Genomic DNA, 23,843 nt, shown 5'->3' on the forward strand with positions numbered 1-23,843 from the left:
GAGAAAATGCAAGACATGCATGGCAAAGGTTCTGTCCTGTCTGCGAGAAGTCGATTATTCGAAGCTTCCTACTGCCACTAGGAGCGGATGAGGACTAAGAGCCACATCGACCGCAAATCAAACGCTGAGCGTAAGAGCGGAGAATCATCATTACCTGCTTACCTGAAATAGTCATTTGTTCCGAAATTAAAAGTCATAACAGTTTATTATACCTTATTTAGCCTGTCTGAAAAACATAAAAACGGTGTGTATAAAAAAATTTAAAATCTAAATTTAAGGTAGTTCCGTATTTTCACTAGCCTCAGGTCTCTTGCCTGAAGGGTTACACACTAATGAACTACCTATGACACACAAGTACTTCTTGCGCACCTGTATGGTGCTGTTGGCGAGCTTTGTCTCCCTCAACCTTGCGGTAGCCGCGACAATTACCGTCACCACGACCGCGAACGACGGATCGGGTTCGCTGCGACAAGCCGTCGCGAGTGCAGCACCCGGCGATATGATCGTCTTTGCCGCCGCCACCGATCACCACGCCATCACCTTGCTCTCGGTGATCAATATCGAGAAAAACTTGACGGTGGTGGGGAACGGGATGACGAATACCCTCATTAGGGGGAACTTCACCAACCGTGCCTTTTCGATCCGGAAAGGTGCCACGGTCACGATCAAGGACCTGAGCATATTCGATGGGGTAGAGCGCATTGGCGGCGGACTCCGTATTCGCGCGGGCAGTTCACTGGTGATCGAAGGAATTCACATATACAATTGCGTAGCCAATGGGCCGGTGGCTACCCAGGGGGGCGGTGCTATCTTCAACGAAGGCAACCTGACGATTGTAGATTCAAAACTGACCGGCAACGCGGCTGTAGGCCCGAGTGGGTCTGGTGGTGCAATTTTCAATGCGCCGGGGGGTGCACTCAGCATTTCCGGCACCCGGATCGAGAGTAATGAGGCCAACCGGGCGGGCGGCGGTATCGAAGATGTTTCGGGTAGTGGTACGGTAGTGACCATCTCCGATTCCAAGATCCTGCGCAACACGGTCAACAACGCACCGGGCAACGGTGGCGGCATCCACGTCGGCAGCAACGGTGACGTGATGTTAGTTGGTACGACCATTGACCTGAACAAGGCCGGTGCCGAAGGCGGCGGCGTATGGAACGGTGCCGGCACCCTGACCGTCGACAATTCCCTGGTTCGTCAGAACGTAGCGATGGGCAACGACGCCGACCAGGGCGGTGGTGGCCTGTACAACAACGGCGGCGGTACCATCGTCCTGCAGAACAATGCACGCGTCCTGAACAACAAGGCTACCGGAACTTCCGGCAGCGGCGGCGGCATCCTCAACAACGTAGGAACCACGCTGCTGATCTCCGACAGTCAAATCTCGGGGAACGAAGCGAACCGAGCCGGCGGTGGCATTGAAGATGTATCGGGTAGCGCTACTGCCTTCACGATCACCAACTCGATGATTAACGAGAACGTCGTCTATAACTCCCCAGGCAACGGTGGGGGCATCCACATCGGGGGCAACGGCGACCTGACCGTATCCGGGGGTACCGTCAACGATAACCAGGCCGGCGCCGAAGGCGGTGGCATCTGGAACAATCTGGGAACCCTCACCCTGAAGGGAGGCGTAACCGTTCGGCGGAACCAGGCCGCCGGAAACGATCCCGATCAGGGCGGAGGTGGTCTCTACAACAACGGAGGGGGTGCCATCGTCCTGATGGCGGGTACACGGATATTAGGCAACGAGGCCACCGGTACGGCCGGAAGCGGAGGCGGCATTCTGAACAATGTTGGAGCAACACTTACGATCACCGATTGCCGCATTGAAGGCAACGTAGCCAACCGGGCGGGCGGCGGCATAGAGGACATTTCGGGAAGCGGTTCGGCCTTCACAATTACCAACAGCCACGTGGACGGCAACACCGTAAATACCTCCCCGGGCAACGGTGGCGGCATCCACATTGGCGGAGATGGAAACCTTACCGTCACCGGAGGAACGGTGAATAACAACAAGGCCGGCGCCGAAGGCGGCGGCATCTGGAACAATCTGGGTACGCTCGCGCTTGTCGGCACCGAAATCATGGGTAACCAGGCCATGGGAGAAGACGCCGACCAGGGCGGAGGAGGCCTTTACAACAATGGCGGGGGCACCATCAGTCTTACGGGCGGAGTTCGCGTGGTGCAGAATACTGCCACCGGAACGGCCGGCAGCGGTGGCGGCATCTTCAACAACGTTGGTGGGGTACTGTCCATCACCGGCGCACGCATCGAAAGCAACGAAGCCAATCGCGCAGGTGGAGGCATCGAAGACGCCTCCGGCAGCGGATCGGCGGTGACGATCAGCGACTCCAAAATTCTACGCAACATCGTCTATAATGCACCCGGCAACGGCGGCGGCATACACATCGGCAGCGACGGCGATGTGTCGATCACCGGTACAGCGATTGACCTGAACAAGGCCGGAGCCGAAGGCGGGGGTGTCTGGAACGGAGCCGGCACCCTAACCGTAGACAACTCACTGGTGCGGCAGAACGAAGCCATGGGCAACGACGCCGACCAGGGCGGTGGCGGGCTTTACAACAACGGCGACGGCACCATCGTCCTGCGCAACAACGTACGCGTACTGAACAACAAGGCGACGGGCACCTCCGGCAGCGGCGGCGGCATCCTGAACAACGTCGGGTCCACTTTGCTGATCACCGACAGCCAGGTCTCTCATAATGAAGCGAACCGGGCGGGTGGTGGCATCGAGGATGCGTCGGGCGCGGGTACGGCCTTTACGGTCACCAATTCAAATATCGATCGCAACATCGTCTACAACGCTCCCGGCAACGGTGGAGGCATTCATGTCGGCGGTGATGGAGAACTGACGATCAGCGGTGGCACCGTCTCCAATAACCGGGCCGGATCCGAGGGTGGCGGGCTCTGGAACGGTGTCGGAGCTATGGAGGTAACTGAAGTCGATTTGCGCTTTAATGTTGCGGAAGGAAATGATGCCGACCACGGAGGGGGAGCGCTGTATAACAATGGAGGCACCATGGTGGTCACGAACTCGAGGATCCGGCAAAACCAGGCAACCGGTACTGCGGGGTCGGGCGGTGGATTGCTAAGCACCGGCGGGATGATAACCGTGGAAGGCGGCGAATTTTTCAGCAACGGTGCTCCCAGAGCGGGTGGCGCGGTTGAAATAATCGATGGCGGCTATACCTCCAATGGGGTCATATACAAACTCAACGGGGCGGGGCGGAATCCGGGTAACGGAGGAGCGATCCACGTAACCGGAAACAATTCTACCGTCGACATCAATGGAGGGGCCATAGTCCAAAACGTGGCGTACAATCAGGGAGGGGGAGTCTGGAACCAGGACGGATCCATGATGACCATCACCGACGTTAACATCCTGGATAACCTCGTCACCGACGTGGGAACTACGGCGAAGCGAGTCGGTGGCGGCGGAATTTTCAACAACGGGGGAATCCTCGACGTGATGAATTCCACCGTAGCCCGCAACAGTGTGACCGGTGGACAATTTACCGGCGGGGGCGGCATCGCCAACAATACGGGCGGAACGGTTACCCTTTCGCTGTCAACCCTCTCGGGTAACCTGGCCGGCATCGGTGGCGGGATGGCCAACGACGGAACGGTGGAGATCGAAAACACCACCATCACCGACAACACCGCCGTGGCCGGCGGTGGATTCGCGCAGGCTACGCCCAGTGCCAGTCTGCTAATTTCCAGTACGATTGTGGCGGATAACACTGCTTCCATCGCACCTGATTTTGGTACGCTTCTGGGTCTTGTCGTTTCGGGGGGGTACAACCTGATCGGCATGGACTTTTACGACCAGTTCCCCGCCGGACCCACCGACAAGGAGGGTATGAGCGCCAAACTCTTGCACCTCATGGATAATGGAGGAACGACCCTAACACACGAGCCCAGGTGCAGCAGCCCCGTTATCAACATGGGGGATCCCTCCGACAACTCCCCCGACCAGATCGGACAACCGGTTTTCGGTGGTGTTCGGGACATCGGCTCGTATGAAAAGCAAATCAGTTGCGGCACTTCGACTCCGGACGTGGCTTCACGCGCTCTGTCGAAGGACGATGCGACCATTTTGCCAAACGAACGGCTTAGCGTGTTCCCCAATCCGGTCACGGACGGTAACCTCAACGTGACGCTGCCCACCCATTTTAGCGGCGACGTGGTCGTACGGGTGATTGGTAGCGACGGGCGGGTCCGCAATGCCGGAACCACCCGGGCCGTCAACTACCGACTGGACCTTACGGACTACGAGCCCGGGGCCTACACCCTTCAGGTAGTTAACGGTGAGGAAGTGCAGACCACGCGGTTTATCGTAGTGGAGTAGAGGGAGGTGATTTATGTGCTAATTGTGGGTGCCCCGGTTCAGAATTGATCCGGCGGTGCCCTTGTTTGATTATAATCGATGCAATGGTTTTCTTGTTTTCTCGCTGATGACCATTTGGTCGGGTACCCGATGCCGAAGTTGATTACGCCCATCCTTTATCATACAAACTTCGCTATTGTAATCCCAAAGGTTATCTTTGCGGTCTCTTAGGAGAATAAGACCTTGTTAAAGCGTCGCTTAGTGCTTGTAACTGCCCTTTCCCAAAACTATCCATCCGCTCAATCCTCGGCGCTGGACGACCTGCATCCCGCCGAACCCCGGTGGTTTGCCGTGCGTGTGGGTCACCGGAAGGAGAAAGTGGTTGCGCGGCAGTTGGAACTCGAAGGTGTCGAATGCTTTCTTCCTTTGCGGGAGCGCCCTTTCAGGTACAAATCCAAGACCGGGGTGCGTCAAATCCCCCTTATTGGCGGCTACCTCTTTGTACGAATCGTTGCCCAACAGGCGATCGTGGTGCAGCGACAGCATTTCGTCTTCGGCTTCGTGAAACTGGGCCGGGAGAGACGACAGGTAAAGCCGCACGAGATCGAACTCCTCAAGCGTCTTTCCACTGACAATACCCTGGAATGGGTGGTAGAAGAGAAGATTGAGGCATTAAGTCCGGGTACTTTGGTTGAAATTTGCCGGGGACCCCTGGCCGGCGTGCGGGGGCACTACGTCAACGCGAAAAACAAAAAGACCTTTATCATTTCCTTCGGAGGGCTCGATGCCCGCCTCATGACTCTTGAGGTTTCACCTCGTGATGTCGTGCCCCTCGACGGCGATGTTTTACCTTCGGACCCTTCGCCCCGCGAAGGCCAAAAGAAACTTTGGTAGTAGTGTTTACCAAGTCGGGAAGTGTGCCGCGGATGCGGATCGGACAAAGTGACCTCGACACATGGACGGCGAAGCCGTACGCGCAAGCAACTGATCGCATTTCTTGAAGCGGGTACTGATCGTCTCCTACTACTGGCCACCATCCGGTGGGATCGCCGTACTGCGGTGCCTCAAATTTGCCAAATACCTCCGCCGGTACGGCTGGGAGCCCGTCATTTTTACCGCGGAGAACGCTCACTATCCAACCCTGGATACGAGCAACGATAAGGATTTGCCGGAGAATCTGGAAATCATTCGTCAGCCCATCTGGGAGCCCTACGCCTGGTACAAGAAATTCATGGGAAAACCCGCGGACGAGAACGTCAACAACGTCTTCTATACCGACGAAGCGGAAGGCGGGTGGAAGCATGAGCTGGCGGTCTGGGTCCGGAGTAACTTCTTTATACCCGACTCCCGGGCCACCTGGATCAGGGGCTCGGTCAACCGCATCCTGGAATACCTTAAGGACAACCCGGTGGATGCTATACTATCCGACGGGCCGCCGCACTCCAACACCCGCATCGCTACCCTGGTGAGCCGGGCCACCGGGCTGCCGTGGCTGGCGGACTTCCAGGATCCCTGGACCCAGGTCGACTACTACCAGATGCTGAACCTGACGGATCGGGCGAGAAAGAAACACGAGCGACAGGAGCAGGAAGCCTTCCGGCAGGCGAGTCTGATCACCATCGTAAGTCCGAGCTGGAAAACAGACCTCGAAAATATCGGTGCCCGTAACGTCCGGGTGCTTTACTGGGGTTACGACCCCGATGATTTTAACGGATTGCAGCGCGAAGCCCACCAAAAATTTACCCTGACCCACCTCGGCATCATGGGGCACGACCGCAATCCGGAGGTGCTTTTCCGAGCGATTGCCCAGCTGAAAAAGGAAGTTCCGGGCTTTGCGGATGATTTCGAGTTGCGCCTGTACGGGCAGGTGGATCATCGAGTCAAACTGGCCATCGAATCTTACGGCATTTCCGCGCAGACCAATTTCGCGGGTACGGTGACCCGCCGGCAGGCCCTGCAGGAAACCCTTGACAGCCACCTACTGCTGTTATTGCTTAACCAGCAGGACAACGCGGCAGGCCGCATACCCGGTAAGTTCTTCGAATATTTGGCCGCGCGCCGGCCTATCCTGACCTTCGGGCCAGCAGACGGCAACGTGGCCGACATCATGGCGCGAACCGACAGTGGTTGCACCTTTGGGTACGATACGGAACCCGCGCGCGTCGCCGAATACCTGCGCGAAGCCCACCAATCTTTCCGCCGGGGAGGTACGGTGGAGCTTGATCGGAAGGTCATTAAGGAGTACAGCCACCCCCGTCTGGTGAAGCAGTTAGCGGGCTGGCTCAACGAGATTGCTGCATGATCACCAAGACCATTCTGGTAACCGGGGGGGCGGGATTCATCGGTTCTCACTTGGTAGAACATCTGGTGCGCACGTATCCGCACTACAACATTATCAACCTAGATGCCCTGACCTACGCCGGCAATCTGGCCAACGTGAGCGCGGTAGCAGAGGCTGATAACTACAGTTTCTTGGAGGTTGACATTACGGACCTCGATGCTGTCCGGAAAATCTTCGCGATCTATCCCATCGATACGGTCATTCACCTGGCTGCCGAGAGCCATGTGGACCGCAGTATCGAGGATCCCCTGATTTTTGTGCGAACCAACGTAGTCGGTACCACTACCCTGCTGCAGGCGGCCCACGAAGCCTGGAAAGGAAGCTTTGGCGGCAAACTGTTCTACCACGTCTCCACCGATGAGGTGTATGGATCATTGGGGGAAACCGGTGCCTTTACGGAGGACACGCCTTATGACCCCCGCAGTCCCTATTCGGCCTCCAAGGCGGGCAGCGATCACTTCGTGCGGGCCTGGTACCACACTTACGGTATGCCCGTAGTCATCAGTAACTGCTCCAACAATTACGGACCGCGGCAGTATCCGGAAAAGCTTATTCCGGTCATCATACACAACGCCGTACTCGACCGGCCTATTCCGGTATACGGCAAAGGCATCAACGTAAGGGACTGGCTATACGTCGGAGACCACGTAGCGGCGATTGACCTGATTTTGCATCGGGGACGGGTAGGGGAGACCTACAACGTCGGCGGCAACAACGAGTGGCGCAACATTGACCTGGTACGCCGGATCTGCGGCACGGTGGACGAGCAACTGGGCCGGAAGCTGGGCACCAGCGAGGCTTTGATCGCCTTCGTGCCGGACCGGGCCGGTCACGACCTGAGGTACGCCATAGACGCCGAGAAGATTCGGACGGAACTGGGCTGGACGCCCCAAACAGATTTAACACAGGGGCTGGAAGAAACCGTAGCCTGGTACCTGAAAGAATTTTCCGCCGCATGAAGGGGATAATCCTGGCCGGCGGCAGCGGCACGCGCTTGTACCCCATCACCCTGGCGGTGTGCAAGCAACTGATGCCGATCTACGACAAGCCGATGATCTATTATCCGCTGTCGGTACTGATGCTGGCCGGGATACGAGAGATTCTCATCATTACTACCCCGGAAGACGGCCCAGCCTTCCAGCGTCTATTGGGCGATGGCAGCCGGCTCGGTTGCCGCTTCGCCTACGCCACTCAGGCCGAACCCAATGGCTTGGCCCAGGCCTTCGTGATCGGAGAAGAATTCATCAACGGCGACCCTTGTGCCCTCATCCTGGGCGACAACATCTTCTACGGGGCCGGCCTCACCGAGCTCTTACAGGAGAGCGCCCGACTTAAGCAGGGCGCGCGCATCTTCGCCTACGCTGTGCAGGACCCAGAGCGCTACGGTATCGTGGAATTCGACGACCAGCAGCGTGCGGTGTCCATCGAGGAAAAACCCCAGCGGCCGAAGAGCCGCTACGCGGTTCCGGGACTCTACTTCTACGACGCCGACGTGGTAGAAATTGCCAAGAACATCACCCCCAGCCCCCGGGGGGAATACGAAATCACCGACGTCAACCGCCACTACCTTGACAGGGGAAAACTGGAAGTGGGCATCATGCGCCGCGGTACCGCCTGGCTCGACACCGGCACGGTGGACAGTCTCCACGATGCCTCGGAGTTCGTCCGCGTCATTGAGAAGCGGCAGGGATATAAGGCGGGTTGTATTGAGGAGGTGGCCTGGCGGATGGGATGGATTGGTAATGAGCAAATGCAAGAAATAGCCGGTCCGCTCCGGAAAAGCAGCTACGGACAGTACCTTGATAATCTATTGTTGACAAAGTGAAAAAGCAGGCCAAAAAACTGTTGCCGAAGCAGATGCTGCGGTACTTCACGTTCTTCTACAGGTATCTGGGGGAAAGCATTTTCTATGCTTTGGTAGCTTCCATGTTCGTGGCGCTGCTGGACGGAATCGGTTTGACCATGTTCATTCCCCTTCTCAAAGTGACCGACAGCAGTGCCAATGCGGCGGATGCGGGGGCGGACATGGGGGATATGGCTATTGTAACTGACACGATTGAGGCTGTAGGAGTATCCCTGACCACCACGAATGTTCTACTCATCATGTTAGTGTTCTTTTCGCTGAAGGGAGTGGCTAAATTCTTCGCGGATTACTATCTGGTTATTCTCCGTCAGCGGTTTGCCAACAAAGTACGGTTACGCAACATGGAGCTTCTTGCCGGGTACGACTACCGCGCTTTCTCCACCGCGGACTCCGGGAAAATTCAAAATACTTTTAGCGGAGAAGTAGAAAGGCTGAATGGTGCCTTCCGCTCATACTTCAGTATGATGCAGTATGGCATCATGACTTGCGTGTACGTGATGATGGCATACATTGCGAACCCTCGTTTTGCGCTGATTGTAGCAATTGGCGGAATATTATCCAATGTAGCATTCAGCAAAATATACCAGATTACTAAAAAAGCTAGCCGTCAGATCACCTCAAAGACACATTCCTTCCAGGGCTACCTCATTCAAAGTGTTACGAGTTTTAAGTTCCTGAAAGCTACCAATCTCATTCAGGCTTATAAGAAAAGAGTGGATGAAACGATATTGGGAGTTGAAATGGAACAACGGCGCGTCGGAACGATGAACAGCGTTGCCACCGCCATCAGGGAGCCTATCATTATGGGAATCGTTGTACTGGCCATTCTTATACAAATTAAAGTGTTTGGCGGGGTTTTGGGGACAATTATCCTGAGTTTATTGTTTTTCTATCGTGGCCTCAGTTTTCTTGTTGCCGTACAAAATTATTACAACACTTTCCTTGGGACGTCAGGCTCAATAGAAAACATGGAATCCTTCGTGGCTGACTTGGAGCTAAATCAGGAAATTACGGGAAGCAAAACTATAGAAAAGTTAAATCACTCCGTTGTACTTAATAACTTGTCATACAGTTACGAAGACTATGATCTTTTACAAGAAGTAAATTTATCGATTCGTAAAAATGAAACAGTCGGAATAGTCGGTGAAAGTGGTACCGGAAAAACCACCTTGGTCAATATTATGTGTGGCCTTTTGAAGGTTAGTCCAGGCATGTTGCTCATTGATGGCAAAGATATCATGGATGTAGATGCATATACTCTCCGGGACAGGATCGGTTACGTAACCCAGGAAGCACAGGTTTTCAGCGACACGATCTACAACAATGTGAGTTTTTGGAAGGAGCGGACGAAAGAAAGCGAGCGCGAAGTTTGGAGGGCGTTAAAACTGGCTCACGCCGAGCAATTTGTTCGTGCCCTCCCCAAGCAACTGGACTCTGTAATTGGTATCAATGGCGTGAATCTCAGTGGTGGACAACGGCAGCGAATTTCGATTGCACGTGAATTGTACCGGGATATCGATATTCTCGTTTTGGACGAGGCCACGTCCGCACTAGATTCTCAAAGTGAAAACCTCATACAGGAGAATATTGAAAGTCTTTCGGGCAGCTACACCATGATTGTAATTGCCCATCGGCTTTCTACCATCCGCAAGGCCGATAAGATATTATATCTGAAGCCCGGTGGAAGCTACGAGATAGGGACGTTCGACGATCTTTTCAAGACTTCCGCGACCTTTCAAAATATGGTCGCGCTACAGGCAATCGGATAGTTGATCAACATAGCATGATATTAGTTACCGGATCGGCTGGATTCATTGGTTTTCATCTTGCAGAAAGGTTAGTACGCGACGGGGAGCAGGTTATTGGGCTCGATGTGATCAATGATTACTATGATGTCGGCTTAAAGTGTGGGCGGCTGGCGGAATCTGGTGTTGCCAGAAAAGACATAACCTATGGTGAATTAGCGCAAAGCACCAAGCATCCTAATTACCGTTTTATTCAATTGAACCTCACCGACAAGGATAAATTACATGCACTATTTGCCGCAGAAAAATTCGGTACTGTAGTCAATCTTGCCGCGCAGGCGGGGGTGCGGTACAGCTTGGAAAATCCGCTGGCTTATATTGATAGTAATATTGTCGGTTTTACCAACGTCCTTGAGGCATGCCGCTACCATGGCGTAAAGCACTTGGTATATGCCTCCAGTTCCAGCGTGTACGGCTTAAACGAAAAAATGCCGCTTTCCGTCCACGATAATGTCGATCATCCAATCAGTTTTTACGCCGCTACGAAGAAGAGTAACGAACTGATGGCTCATACGTACAGCCATCTGTTTGGCCTGGCAACAACGGGGCTTCGCTTCTTTACCGTATACGGACCCTGGGGTCGCCCTGATATGGCGTTTTTTCTCTTTACGGAGGCTATTCTTAAGCGTAAACCCATACAAGTTTTTAATCACGGTAAAACGGTGCGTGATTTCACGTATATAGACGACATCGTGGAAGGGATTGTCCGGGTGATGCATAACCCGTCCACGGGTAACCCTAAGTGGAGTGGGAATCATCCCGATCCAAGTACGGCACCCGGGCCCTACCAGCTATACAACATAGGAAGCAATAACCCGATCAAGTTAGTGGATTTTATCGCGGCTATAGAGGAAGAACTCCAGCTGCCGGCCGAAAAACAATTCATGGAAATTCAGGCAGGTGATGTACCGGCAACCAGCGCTGACATTAGTAGCCTGGTAGCTGATTTAGGGTACACGCCAGAGACATCGATAAAGGAGGGTGTAGGCAAATTCGTTGCCTGGTACCGAAAGTTTTATAAGCAGTAGGTGTTGGGCTGAGATTTATTAATAAACATGGTCCAATCCCCAAGGCAACCTGAAATGAATTAGGAAAAAATACATAAGAAGGACTAAGTTTATAGTAAACATACTAGGGGGGTGTTGCAAAACATCTAATTATTTTTTCATTCATCAGCATTTTATGACCCAAATTTCACCGATCGACAGGCTCGCCGCTTATACCTCACATTCAGAAGCTATTTCCGTGATTGGCCTTGGGTACGTTGGGTTACCTTTAGCCCTGTTGCTTGCCAACAAATACCGGGTGATTGGTTTTGACATTAGTTCCGAGCGGGTGAAGTTGATGCAGCAAGGAAGTGATCCAAGTAAAGAACTGGCGAATGAGGCGTTTTGCAGTAAAAATATTGAGTTCACTGCTGATCCCTCTAGGCTTCGCGACGCTTCCTTCCATATCGTTGCCGTACCTACACCAATTAATGCATCCCGTGAACCAAATCTCAAGCCTTTGCTTGGCGCCTCGGAAACTGTGGGTAAAGCCCTCAAAAAGGGCGATATAGTGGTTTACGAATCCACAGTTTATCCTGGTTGTACGGAGGAAGATTGCGTGCCCGTTTTGGAAAGGGAAAGTGGACTGACTTTCGGTGAGGATTTCTTTGCGGGATATAGCCCTGAGCGGATCAACCCGGGTGATAAAGTTCACACGGTCGATAAGATCCTGAAAATTGTCGCCGGGAGTGATCCTGATACTACGGAAGTCGTTGCCGGGATTTATGGCAGTGTGGTAACTGCCGGACTGCACCGGGCGCCAAGTATTAAAGTCGCCGAGGCCGCGAAGGTAATAGAGAATGCCCAGCGGGATCTGAATATTAGCTTCGTTAACGAATTGAGCATCATTTTTAAAAAGTTGGGTATAGATACCCAGGAAGTACTGACGGCTGCCGGCACAAAATGGAATTTTCTGAAATTCCAACCTGGCCTGGTCGGCGGACACTGTATAAGTGTCGACCCATATTACTTACTCCATAAGGCCAAGCAGGTAGGCTACGAGCCCGAAGTGATTGCCAGTGGCCGGCGGGTCAATGATGGGATGCCGGCATTCATCGCTAAGGAGCTGACTCAGCTACTTCTCCAGCGGAACATCAATCCCAAGCAAGCCAAAGTGCTAGTTATGGGGGCTACCTTCAAGGAGAATGTTGCTGATATCCGTAACTCCAAGATATTCGATGTAGTCAATGAATTGATGAACTATTTTATCAATGTTCATCTAGTGGATCCTTATGCCAATCCCAACGAAGTTGCAAGAGAATATCGCATTAGCATGCAGGATGAGCCGGGGAAAAGTTATGATGCAGTCATCGTAGCTGTTGCTCATCGTGAATACTGTGATCGCGATCTCGATTATTTCCGTGATCTTTCAAAGCCCGGACAAGATCTTATCCTTTTCGATTTGAAAGCCCTATTCGACCGCAATGATGCTAGGAAGGGTGAGGTGATTTGGCGCTTATAGTACCCGTAGAATTATGTTCTCCTTCTTTCGCCGCCATTCATCCATCCCCTTTGGCTACGCCGATCTAGGCGTAGATATGCATAGCCATATTTTACCGGGAATTGACGATGGGGCGCCTGACGTAGCATCAGCCGTGAAACTTGTCAAGGGATTAGTTGATCTGGGTTACCATAAACTGATCGCTACGCCTCATATAATGATGGATCTGCACCCAAATACTCCAGCAACGATCCGGACGGCTATGGATGAACTGCGGGCAGCAGTGGCTGTTGCAGGAATTAAGGTTGAGCTTGAGGCCGCAGCCGAATACATGCTAGATGAAAACTTTGCCTCACTTTTGAATGCCAATGAGTACCTGCTTACACTAGATGGAAGGACAGTTCTGATAGAGTTTCCTCAAGCCGGAGCTCCTCCAAACTGGGAAGAAACCTTCTTTACGCTTCAAACAAAAGGTTACCGCATCGTCTTGGCTCACCCGGAACGCTATCGCTACTGGGCGGGAGATATCAATGTGTACCAAAGGATGCGGGACAAGAGCGTCCAGTTGCAGCTCAATTTACTATCTTTGTCGGGGTACTATGGCAAAGGGCCGGCAAGGTGGGGCAAAGAACTGCTTGATCAGAATCTAGCTTCTTATTTGGGCACAGACCTTCACCACGAACGGCACCTTCATGCTTTGGCAAAATTCCCCTGGCAAAAAAATTGGACAAAAAATACCTCGCGCGATTGGAATAATGTCCAGTTGCGCTCACTTAAAAACTAGTCTGTTGTTAGCAAGAATTCTTTTCATCTGTGTGCTTGGTTTTCTATTCAGTAGTTGCATTCAGCACCGTGAGCTGCTCAATTTTAGCGAGGGGGAATTCCCTGATAGTGTAGCTAATACGCCCCCATTAATGATCATCCAGCCGGATGACTTATTATCAATTCAGGTTATCACGCCTGATGTGGAGACATCGGCACCATACAACCTTTTTCCAAGTAATACAAATATCACCAGCTCCGGTGGCAGTCGACCCCTTGTTGGATACCTTGTTGATGCTACGGGAAAGATCGAATTTCCCGGGATCGGGCGTATGGAGGTAGCCGGAATGACCGTTGAGGAGTTAAAGCAAAAGTTACAAACTGGATTAAGTGACCTCCTTATTAATCCTGCGATCATTATCCGATTCATAAACTTTAGAATTACGGTTGACGGAGAAGTAAATACTCCCGGGTCTTTCATCATGCCTAACGAGCGAGTAACTGTGCTGGATGCTACTGGATTGGCCAGTGGGTTGACAGAGTACGCAAACCGCACCAACATCCTAATTATTCGAGAGCAGAATGGAGAGAGGCAATTTGGGCGCATCAATTTGCGGGATCGCGATGTTGTCAATTCCCCTTACTACTATTTACGCCAGAACGACTATATATATGTTGAACCGTTACCGGAGCGTACCGCCACGGTTCGTGATCAGACGCAGCGTATTGTGCAGTGGGGCAGCGTGGGAGCTTCTTTAATTTCACTCATCTTTGTCATTTTCAGCCGTTAACTAGTCGTAATGATGACCCAGCACGATGTTAATTTTACGGAAGGAGGGGAAGAGCAACGTTTTGACGTAAAAGCTTATCTTTGGCAATACTTGCGATATTGGTACTGGTTTATCATCTCGTTAACGATATGTATAACTGTAGCATATCTTTACCTACGATATACTATACCTGAATATGAGGCATCAGCTAAGCTGCTGATCAAGGATGCGGACAATACATCCTCGCTAAGCGAAGAAGCTATTTTACAGGATCTTGGTCTTGTGAATTATAAAGCAGACATTTTAAATGAGATTGAAATACTCAAGTCACGGACTTTGATGTTAGAAGTCGTAGACGAATTAAATTTGCAAATTCGTTATTTTGCTCTGGGTCGAGTGAAGAACACCGAATTATTTGGTCAGGAACCTTTTCTAGTTGATACAAGTGGCTTAGATGCAGAAGCAATAGCTGGTCAGCGGATTACATTGCAGGAGGCTGGTTCGGGACGGGTAGCAGTATTGAAAGGGGAAGATATAATTGAGCAATTTGCTTTCGGAGAAGCAATACCTCTCAATGAGGGAAGTTTCCGGGTGACCGCTGTACCGTCACGGGAGATTGATACTATTTTGCCTGTAGCCATACAATTTGATGATCGGATCGGAACTGCACGTAATTACGCTACTCGAATTGAAATCAGCCAGGTGGGAAATGCCGCGAATGTTCTGGAGCTAAAACTGGTAGATTACAACGGACAAAAGGCGGAAGCGGTCATAAACACATTAATTCAAAAATATAATGAAGCAACCCTTGATGACAAAAATCGCGTGGGCAACAATACCTTAAAATTCATTGGAGAGCGCCTAGAATTTCTCACCGCCGAGCTTGCAGAGGTGGAGGGTGAATTGGAGCGCTACAAAAGCCGGAATGATATCGGCTTAGAACTCAGCACTAGTGCAGAAGCTATACTTCAGCGAGTGACGGAGTATGAGGAGAATATTGCTACCCTTGAGACTCAAAGAGAACTATCAGAAGCTTTACTCAATCAAATGCTCAATCGAGCAGAAAGTGAAGATTTGTTACCTGTAGTAATCAATGCAGATCTCCCCCAACTGAACGCCCAGATTGATCAGTACAATGAACTAATAATCCAACGGGATAAGTTGGAGCAAAGTGCAGGTACTCAAAATCCGTTATTGATTCGCCTGAGAGGTCAGATTACAGAGTTGCGTGGAATGATTTTAGAAAATTTGCGAATCTATTTAAATTCTATTGAGCAGGAAAAAGCAAAGGTCGAGCGAAAGTACACCGACTTACGTCAAACCCTGAGTAGTATACCCCGGGCGGAACGTGAATTGCTAGAGCGCAAACGGCAGCAAATTATTAAAGAAAATCTATTTTTGTATCTCCTGGAGAAGAGAGAAGAAACTGCCCTTTCCCTTGCAGTAACAACACCAAACTCTCGTTTGGTCGATTCTGCTTTGGCTCTTCCAACTCCTGTTTATCCGATTCCCTTTAATGTCTTTGCTTTAGCCATTTCCATTGGGTTGGCTTTGCCCATTGGTGGTATTTTAACCCGGCAAGTACTTGACGATAAAGTACGCGGTGAAGACGATATTAAACAAACTTCGGATGTACCGATTATTGGTGGTATTAATGTACATGATCAGAATGAAAAAATTGTAGTTTCCTCTTCCAGTCGCAGTGCAATTGCGGAAATGTTCCGTCTGGTACGGACTAACCTGCGCTTTATGCTTAAAGGGTCAGAGGAGGGATCCCACACAATTTTGGTCACTTCGATGATGGGGGGAGAGGGCAAAACATTTGTTACGGTTAACTTGGGACTCATAATGGCGATCTCCGATAAGCGTACTTTACTTATTGGCCTTGATCTGCGAAAACCTAAATTAGGCAACTATTTAGGTCTGGAAGATACTAGCCAGGGGATATCTAATTACGTAGTGGACCCTTCAGTGAAACCCGAAGATGTAATTCGGACTAGTGGCCTACACGGAAAACTGGATTTTGTGACTAGTGGACCTATTCCACCCAATCCAACTGAGTTAATCATGACGGAGCGGATGCAAGAGTTTTTTGCCTATGCGCGCACCGAATACGATTATATACTCATTGATACTCCCCCGGTTGGCTTAGTCACTGATGCTTTTCTCATTAATCAATACGCTACCAATAGCTTATTCGTAGTTCGAATAGGTGTATCCCGTAAACCTACGGCGGCCTATATAGACAAGATATATAAGGATGGTAAATTGAGTAACATGGCTTGCATCATAAATGGTGTGCCAAAAGGGGGAGCATACGGCTACGGATATGGCTACGGATATGGCTACGGATATGGTTATTACAATGAGGATACGAATAAGCCTTGGTGGAAAATATGGTCAAAAAACTAACACAAGTTTGTCATCAATTAAATTATTTTAAGTTAAAAATTTAACTATGAAAGTTCGAGCAATTATTCAAGCTAGAATGCTTAGCCGTAGGCTGAGAGGTAAATCATTAATGGCTGTGGCCGGAACTCCATTGCTTTACCGTGTAGTTAATGCTGTTAAGGCTTTCCCATTTATTGACGAAGTGATGATTGCGACGACACGGTCCGAAGCGGATGATCCCATCGCAGCAGCTGCCAATAATTTGGGTGTCGATATCTTCAGAGGAGACTCCGTCAATGTACTGAAGCGGTTCAACGACGCTTCAGTTGACTTAGGCGAGGAAGACCAGATACTACGATTTACAGCTGATAATCCAATTTACCATATTGGAACTGCACAAAAGGTCCTGGAGTTACATGTCCAAGGCAACTACGATTATACCCATATCGATGGTCTTTCGCACATAGTACCTGAGTTTATCAAGGTTAGAGCAATACGGGAGGCACATTCAATGGTGACGGAGCAATTCGACCAGGAACACGTTACGCCGTTCCTCCGAAAGCACCAAAATGATTTCAAGGTTCAAACGCTTCCCTCCGATTTTGCTGGTCTTAGAGATGACCTGGATCGGTACTTGACGGTAGATACGACGGACGACCTGCAGCGTTTCGAAGAGATGTTAGAGGCCGTTGAATACGATGCCTTCAACTTTTCAGCCATGTACCATTGGTTGGATACAAATGTAGTTCCACGGGTAGGCGGAAAAACCAATGATTTTGCCATCAAATTAGGCAATACGTGGGTGGGAGATGGTCATCCAACCTTTGTAATTGCCGAAATTGGTCAGAACCATAATGGCAGTGTGGATATGGCCAAAAAGCTGATCGACATGGCAGTGCGCTGCGGTGCCGATGCGGTGAAATTCCAGAAAAGAGATATTCCCTCTGAATTGACTAAATCTGCTTTTGATAAAATTTACGACAGCCCTAATTCATTTGGCAGAACTTACGGTGACCACCGTATTGCCCTGGAATTGAATGAAGCGGAACATCTGGAACTCAAGGAGTATGCGTTGTCTGTCGGTATCCCTTATTTTTGTACGCCGTGCGATGTACCATCGGTAGAAATGATGGAGCGTATTGGAGTCCCATTCTACAAAGTGGCGTCCCGTGATTTAACCAACCTTCCAGCATTGGAAGCCATGGGTAAAACCGGTAAGCCTGTTATCATTTCTACTGGTATGGCCAGCTATGAGGATATTGATGACGCGCTTGAAGTACTAGGCAAGGACAGGAGCGATATCATCATACTGCAGTGCATCTCACAATATCCGGCAGACATGGAAAATGTCAACCTTCAAGTGATGCATACGCTGCGGGAAAAATACGGAAAAATAACCGGATTTTCGGATCATACCGCTGGTATCGTCGCCTCAGTGGCGGCTTCCGTTATGGGTGCCGCGGTCATTGAAAAGCATATCACGTTATCCCGTGCTATGAAAGGAAGCGACCAGGCGGGCTCCTTAGAGGAACCAGGATTAAAAAAGATGATTGAGTATATCCGTTTGTCCGAAAAGGCAAAGGGAGATGGAGTTAAGGTAGTGAATCCTGCTACCAGAGCCGCAAAGGAGAAATTAGCACGGAGCGTAACCAGCAACTGTGATATTCCCCGGGGAACTATTCTTACGGAAGATATGCTATGTCTTAAGAGTCCCGGAACCGGATTGACGTGGAAAGATCGAACGGAGATTTTGGGAAAAACAGCTCAAATGGATATAGACGCTGATGCTACGCTACTTCCGGAATACTTTGCTTAATCTTGGAATATCATAATATGCATAACATCAAGCTCTTCATTACGGACATCGACGGCGTTTGGACAGATGGAGGGATGTATTATGATCAGAGTGGCAATGAACTCAAGAAGTTCAACACTTCAGATAGTGCGGGAGTACTTTTTCTGCGATTGCTAGGAATTCCGACGGCAATCATTACTGGAGAAAACACCGAAATTGTCAAAAGGAGAGCCGCAAAACTTCAAATTGACCATCTTTATTTAGGCGTTACAGACAAAGTTGCTGTTGCAGATACCCTGTGCAAGCAATTGAACATCAACATTAATGAAGTAGCTTATATTGGGGATGACATCAATGACATTCTCCTGTTAGAACAAGTAGGTCTCAGTGCTTGTCCTGAAAATGGACCAGGATACGTGAAGAAAATTGTAGACTGGGTTATTCCGGTCCGGGGAGGCGACGGGGCTTTCCGTAGCTTCGTCGAGGAATACCTAGAACGAAATAATTTGCTTGATATCGTGTTAGAACGCTACTTATCATCACGAAAGTCCCAATTAAACCAATAATGACTCCTAATTTTTTAATTATCGGAGGTGGATCAATTGGCAAGAGGCACTTGCGCAATTTGCAGTCGTTGGGGTTTCATAATATTTGGGTGCTTCGGCGGGAGGATGATCCGGACTTCGCATCGCAGTACCAGGTCACAATCATCACCTCCTATGAAGATGCAACTAACATTGACTTCGAGGCGGTTTTTGTGTGTACACCCACCTCGCTACATAATGAAGGCATCGCGTTTGCCGTGAGGAACGACGCGGCTATATTTATGGAGAAGCCGCTGATTCACGAGCAAAAAGGATTAATCGAAGCAAAAAAACTTCTGAAACACCATAAGGGTGTTTTTTTTATTGGATTTATGTTACGCTTTCATCCATTGGTACGGAAAATTAAGGAAGTCCTTAAGGGGGGGGAGCTAGGTTCGGTTTATTCCGCGCGCCTCGCTTTCGGTAGCTATCTGCCCAGCTGGCATCCCTGGGAAGACTACAAGACCAGTTATGCGTCCCGCAGTGAGCTTGGCGGTGGAGTGATAAATACCATTACCCATGAATTAGATCTGATCCAATATTTGTTTAGTGAGCCACAAGCGGTCTATTGTGAAGCTAGCAACTTTGGTATACTAGATATAACCGTAGAGGAGCACTGCGAGGCAATTTTTAGTTATATAGATAAGGTCGTTTCACTGCATTTAGACTATCTGCAAAAAGACTATGATCGAAATATTGTAATATATTGTGAAGAAGGAAAATTAGTCTGGAATTGGCATACGAACGAAATAATTGTACAAAAACACAACACTGAAGATAGGATACTGGGCATTAAAGAAGGATTTACGGTTAATGACTTGTACATTGATGAACTTAAGGCTTTTCTTAGCCTGATTAACGACAAGGTTGCCGTCCACGATCTCGATTTCAAACACGCAGTCAAAAACACTGAGCTGATGTTATTGATGCATCAATCTGCAGCGCAGAGTAAAAAAGTCTTTTATGAAGTTAGTTAATAAGCTGTTTAGTTTGGAAAACCGAACAGTTGTTGTAGGTGGTGGTGCCGGACAAATAGGGTTTTCTCTGTGCAAGATACTTGTGGACGCAGGCGCACACGTGCTAATTGCTGATATTGATGGCGAGATGGCTGCGCAGAAAGTGGCAGCGCTTGAAGATGAAGCATCGCGCGAACGAATTCATGTGTACCCCATCGATGTGAGTAACAAAAGTGAGGTACACCGCTTTTTTCAGCAGGCCAGTGCAAGTCATGGACTATTGTATGGCCTGATCAACTGTTTTCATTTTAAAGGAAATACCCGTAAATTAGATACTGCGTCAAACTTCTTTGCTCCCTTTGAGGATTACCCAGAAGAAGCTTGGGACATGGTGCACGAAGTTAACTTGAAAGGATCTTTCTTGATGAGTCAGGCAGCAATCCCATATTTTCAAGACAATGGCTGTGGAGTTATCGTTAACATATCATCGACTTACGGCAATGTTAGCGCAAACAAGCATATTTACGGTGATTCCGGCATTAATTCCCCCGTCGCGTATGGGACTTCCAAAGCAGCGTTAATCAACTTTACCCGCTATTTAGCCACTCATCTTGCTGACCAAAACATTCGCGCTAATTGTCTAAGCCCGGGGGGAGTTTTTAACAACCAATCCGAGGAATTTATAACCAATTATTCCAAGCTAACGCCACTGGGTAGAATGGCAAAGGCAGATGATTACCAGGGCGCAATTTTGTTTCTAATGTCGGACGCTTCGACGTACATGACGGGAGCAAACCTGGTTGTGGATGGAGGTTGGACGGCATGGTGAAAAACATTTAACACAATAACAACTGTTATGGACACTGAAAAGAATATTACCAATGGTCTCGCAGAGCAGTGGCTGAAGAGTGGAATCTCTGAGGGTGACATAGTTCTGGTTCATTCGTCCTTGCGCAGATTGATAAGGCATTTTGCCGCAAAATCAAAAATTAAAGTTACACCAAATATCGTATATGAGTCCCTCGTGAAGGCAGTGGGTGAGTCAGGGACAATAATTTTACCTCTCTTTAATTTCGATTTTCCTCAGACGGGCATTTTTGATGTGAATCATACTCCCTCTCAAATGGGAGCACTTACCGAGGTGGGTCGTCTTGACCCGGAAAGCGTACGAACCGGTCACCCAATTTACTCATTTGCGGTGAGAGGGAAACATGCAGATAAATTTAGTGGTGTAGATAACCCCAGCGGATACGGACCAGACAGTCCCTTTGCTTTGATAAAGGAATTACAGGGTAAAATTGCGGTTATCGGTTTGGATGATCAAAATAGTATGACCAGTTATCACTTTGTTGAAGAGCAAAACCAAGTGGATTACCGTTACTACAAGAATTTCTCTGGTATGTATACGGACTTTAATGGGCAGACATCAGAAAAGACGTATCAACTTTATGTCCGCGATATAGAGCGAGGAGTAAAAACGGATGTGAATAGAATGATGGATCACTTATGGAACATCGGCTTGTACAAAGGCGAACGGCCTGACGAAGGGTATGGAATGCGCACGATTGATTTTAACGATCTTTATAGTGAGACGGATAGAATTATAAAGTCTGGACGAGCCAAGGATTATCTGTACTCAATAGAAAAGTAGTAGAATGACATACCAAATCGGAAAAGAAACAGTGTTCTCTCGTGTTTTTACGGAAGAGGACGTCTATAGTTTTGCGCAACTATCCGGCGATAACAATCCTGTTCATTTAGATGCAGACTATGCAGCGGGTTCCATATTCAAGCGAAGAATTGTCCACGGATTCTTCGTCGCGAGTACTTTCTCAAAAATATTTGGAACGATATTTCCCGGGAAGGGGAGTATTTACCTGTCCCAAACGTTGAAATTCATTGCACCGGTCTACCTGAATGAGGAAGTCTCCACGAAGACCACACTTATTGAGTTTGACTCGCTTAAAAGAAGGGGAATCTTTAAGACAGAGTGTTTCAATGAAAAATCAGAGCTAGTATTAACTGGTGAAGCAAAAATCATTTTTCCTTATGAAGAATGAAATTGAAGAATATTTTGATCGCTTATGGCCTTTAAATAGAAGTTTAACGGGCAACGGTAATCGGGAAACGCTTAAGATCCTAACCGAGCTAATCGATCTGAAAATTGAGGAAGTACCGTCTGGAACCAAATGTTTTGATTGGAAGGTGCCTCCGGAATGGAACGTAACCTCGGCCTGGGTTAAGAATTCGAAGGGAGAAAAGGTGATAGATTTTGCTCGGCACAATTTGCATCTGCTGGGTTATTCAGAGCCATACTCAGGCAAGCTATCATTTTCCAAACTCGACAAACACTTGTATACACTCCCACAGCAACCTGAATTAATTCCATATATAACTTCTTATTACAAGCGTAGATGGGGATTTTGTCTATCCCACCGTGATTACTTGGCTCTAGATAGATCAGACGAGTACGAGGTACTTATTGATTCCACCTTAGACGAACAAGGGAGCATGACTGTTGCTGAGGCGGTGATTGAAGGGACATCGGATCGCGAGATCTTAATATCGACCTATTTTTGTCATCCCTCTCTTGCCAGCAACGAATTGTCCGGAGTTCTGGTTGCCGCATTTGTCTACCGAGAATTATTAATGCGAAAGAAGCTTAGGTACACGTATCGTTTTGCTTTTCAGCCGGAAACTATCGGAACAATATACTATCTGTCAAAACGAGGGAATCACCTAAAAGATAAACTTGACGCAGGTTTTATCCTGACCTGTATTGGGGACGGAGGAAACTTTACCTATAAGAAGTCGCGCAAAGGTGATTCGCTAGGCGATCGGGTAGTGAGTATAGTGCTTTCCCAGGCGGAAGATGTCCACGAAATTATACCATTTTCTCCAATTGGTAGTGATGAGAGACAGTACTGTTCCCCCGGATTTGACTTGCCCGTTGGATCTCTTATGCGGACAATGTACGAGAAATACTCTGAGTATCACACATCGGCTGATAATAAGGATTATATTTCCTTCCCTGCAATGGAGTCTTCGGTTAGGAGATTTCTGGACATTATCGATGTGTTAGAATTAAACAAAAAATACGTAAACCAACTTCCGTTTGGTGAGCCACAGCTAGGTAAACGAGGGCTATATCCAAGTTTAGGAACCCAAAAGGGTAACCAGAATGAATTGGCAGCAATGATGTGGTTGCTGAATTTATCGGATGGGAAGAATGACCTGATGGATATTTCTAGGCGAAGTAAAATACATTTATCCGTACTATCCCGAGTATTGAATATTCTCGTTGAAAACAATTTACTTAAGCCCAATAGTCCGGAACAAGCAATTTGAAAGTGTTACGAATTATTACTTAAGCATATGACAAATTGCAGGCTAGTTGGTCAGTAATCAGGTTCAAATACTTTAGAAAATCTTATATTAAAATAGTCGTCCCTGAAGAAGTATGAATCAGTCTTGCAAAGTGTTGAAAACCAGTAGGCTAATATCTTTTTATATTGTTGACGGCATATTAACTTTTCGCCAGAAACCGGCCAAATACGGCCAAAACCTTGCGAAAAATGAAAGGCTCGCTGCCCAATCATGACCAAACGGATTTGTTCCGCAATCGCCTGACTTCAATCATCAGTCTGGACCATGAGCTCTGCCGCCTGTCCGAGGAAATTGATTGGCCGTGGATCGATGAGGAGTTGGACGGTTACTATGCCCGGGAGGGCCGGCCC

Annotated in this window: 18 protein-coding genes; all 18 read left to right on the forward strand. The window is 49.1% G+C overall.

Features of this window, described 5'->3' with window-relative positions:
• Nucleotides 1-343 precede the first annotated feature (343 nt).
• The 18 genes from E4021_RS12200 to E4021_RS12285 all read left to right on the forward strand — a co-directional run bounded on the left by E4021_RS12200 (nucleotide 344) and on the right by E4021_RS12285 (nucleotide 23,454).
• Nucleotides 344-4,372, forward strand: coding sequence for a choice-of-anchor Q domain-containing protein (locus E4021_RS12200; RefSeq protein ID WP_136459638.1), 4,029 nt, complete (start codon nucleotides 344-346; stop codon nucleotides 4,370-4,372).
• A 240-nt stretch (nucleotides 4,373-4,612) separates the two neighbouring features.
• Nucleotides 4,613-5,245 carry a transcription termination/antitermination NusG family protein gene (locus E4021_RS12205; protein ID WP_168797585.1) on the forward strand — a complete coding sequence of 211 codons (633 nt, stop codon included), beginning with the start codon at nucleotides 4,613-4,615 and terminating at the stop codon, nucleotides 5,243-5,245.
• Between the two features lie 103 nt (nucleotides 5,246-5,348).
• On the forward strand, nucleotides 5,349-6,653 hold the full coding sequence (locus tag E4021_RS12210) for a glycosyltransferase family 4 protein (protein WP_136459640.1): 1,305 nt from the start codon (nucleotides 5,349-5,351) through the stop codon (nucleotides 6,651-6,653).
• A complete protein-coding gene (gene rfbB / locus E4021_RS12215) occupies nucleotides 6,650-7,651 on the forward strand; it encodes a dTDP-glucose 4,6-dehydratase (RefSeq protein WP_136459641.1) in 1,002 nt (333 codons plus the stop codon). Before E4021_RS12210 ends, rfbB begins: the two co-directional genes overlap by 4 nt.
• Complete coding sequence (gene rfbA / locus E4021_RS12220) at nucleotides 7,648-8,517, forward strand: glucose-1-phosphate thymidylyltransferase RfbA (RefSeq protein ID WP_136459642.1); 870 nt, start codon at nucleotides 7,648-7,650, stop codon at nucleotides 8,515-8,517. The genes rfbB and rfbA overlap by 4 nt, the downstream gene beginning before the upstream one ends.
• On the forward strand, nucleotides 8,514-10,325 hold the full coding sequence (locus E4021_RS12225) for an ABC transporter ATP-binding protein (RefSeq protein ID WP_136459643.1): 1,812 nt from the start codon (nucleotides 8,514-8,516) through the stop codon (nucleotides 10,323-10,325). Before rfbA ends, E4021_RS12225 begins: the two co-directional genes overlap by 4 nt.
• 14 nt (nucleotides 10,326-10,339) lie before the next feature.
• Nucleotides 10,340-11,389, forward strand: coding sequence for an NAD-dependent epimerase (locus E4021_RS12230; RefSeq protein ID WP_136459644.1), 1,050 nt, complete (start codon nucleotides 10,340-10,342; stop codon nucleotides 11,387-11,389).
• Nucleotides 11,390-11,543: 154 nt separating this feature from the next.
• Nucleotides 11,544-12,869, forward strand: a complete 1,326-nt coding sequence (locus E4021_RS12235; protein WP_136459645.1) for a nucleotide sugar dehydrogenase — start codon at nucleotides 11,544-11,546, stop codon at nucleotides 12,867-12,869.
• A 13-nt stretch (nucleotides 12,870-12,882) separates the two neighbouring features.
• Nucleotides 12,883-13,632 carry a tyrosine-protein phosphatase gene (locus E4021_RS12240; RefSeq protein WP_136459646.1) on the forward strand — a complete coding sequence of 250 codons (750 nt, stop codon included), beginning with the start codon at nucleotides 12,883-12,885 and terminating at the stop codon, nucleotides 13,630-13,632.
• 4 nt (nucleotides 13,633-13,636) lie between these two features.
• Entirely contained in the window at nucleotides 13,637-14,401 is a 765-nt protein-coding gene (locus E4021_RS12245; RefSeq protein ID WP_168797586.1) for a polysaccharide biosynthesis/export family protein, read from the forward strand.
• Between the two features lie 9 nt (nucleotides 14,402-14,410).
• Complete coding sequence (locus E4021_RS12250) at nucleotides 14,411-16,792, forward strand: GumC family protein (protein WP_136459648.1); 2,382 nt, start codon at nucleotides 14,411-14,413, stop codon at nucleotides 16,790-16,792.
• Nucleotides 16,793-16,838: 46 nt separating this feature from the next.
• Nucleotides 16,839-18,587, forward strand: coding sequence for an N-acetylneuraminate synthase family protein (locus E4021_RS12255; protein WP_136459649.1), 1,749 nt, complete (start codon nucleotides 16,839-16,841; stop codon nucleotides 18,585-18,587).
• Between the two features lie 17 nt (nucleotides 18,588-18,604).
• The gene (locus tag E4021_RS12260) at nucleotides 18,605-19,132 is read left to right on the forward strand and encodes a KdsC family phosphatase (RefSeq protein WP_136459650.1); all 528 of its coding nucleotides are present in this window, start codon (nucleotides 18,605-18,607) and stop codon (nucleotides 19,130-19,132) included.
• A complete protein-coding gene (locus E4021_RS12265; protein WP_136459651.1) occupies nucleotides 19,132-20,127 on the forward strand; it encodes a Gfo/Idh/MocA family protein in 996 nt (331 codons plus the stop codon). The genes E4021_RS12260 and E4021_RS12265 overlap by 1 nt, the downstream gene beginning before the upstream one ends.
• Entirely contained in the window at nucleotides 20,114-20,935 is an 822-nt protein-coding gene (locus E4021_RS12270) for an SDR family oxidoreductase (protein WP_136459652.1), read from the forward strand. Before E4021_RS12265 ends, E4021_RS12270 begins: the two co-directional genes overlap by 14 nt.
• A gap of 27 nt (nucleotides 20,936-20,962) precedes the next feature.
• The gene (locus E4021_RS12275) at nucleotides 20,963-21,757 is read left to right on the forward strand and encodes an AAC(3) family N-acetyltransferase (RefSeq protein ID WP_136459653.1); all 795 of its coding nucleotides are present in this window, start codon (nucleotides 20,963-20,965) and stop codon (nucleotides 21,755-21,757) included.
• A gap of 4 nt (nucleotides 21,758-21,761) precedes the next feature.
• Nucleotides 21,762-22,166: a MaoC family dehydratase gene (locus tag E4021_RS12280; RefSeq protein WP_211097011.1), complete on the forward strand. Its 405-nt coding sequence runs from the start codon at nucleotides 21,762-21,764 to the stop codon at nucleotides 22,164-22,166.
• Nucleotides 22,156-23,454 (forward strand): DUF4910 domain-containing protein, encoded by a 1,299-nt coding sequence (locus E4021_RS12285; RefSeq protein ID WP_211097012.1) that lies wholly within the window; start codon nucleotides 22,156-22,158, stop codon nucleotides 23,452-23,454. The genes E4021_RS12280 and E4021_RS12285 overlap by 11 nt, the downstream gene beginning before the upstream one ends.
• Nucleotides 23,455-23,843 lie beyond the last annotated feature (389 nt).

Source organism: Neolewinella litorea (assembly GCF_004803465.1).
GTDB classification, from domain to species: domain Bacteria; phylum Bacteroidota; class Bacteroidia; order Chitinophagales; family Saprospiraceae; genus Neolewinella; species Neolewinella litorea.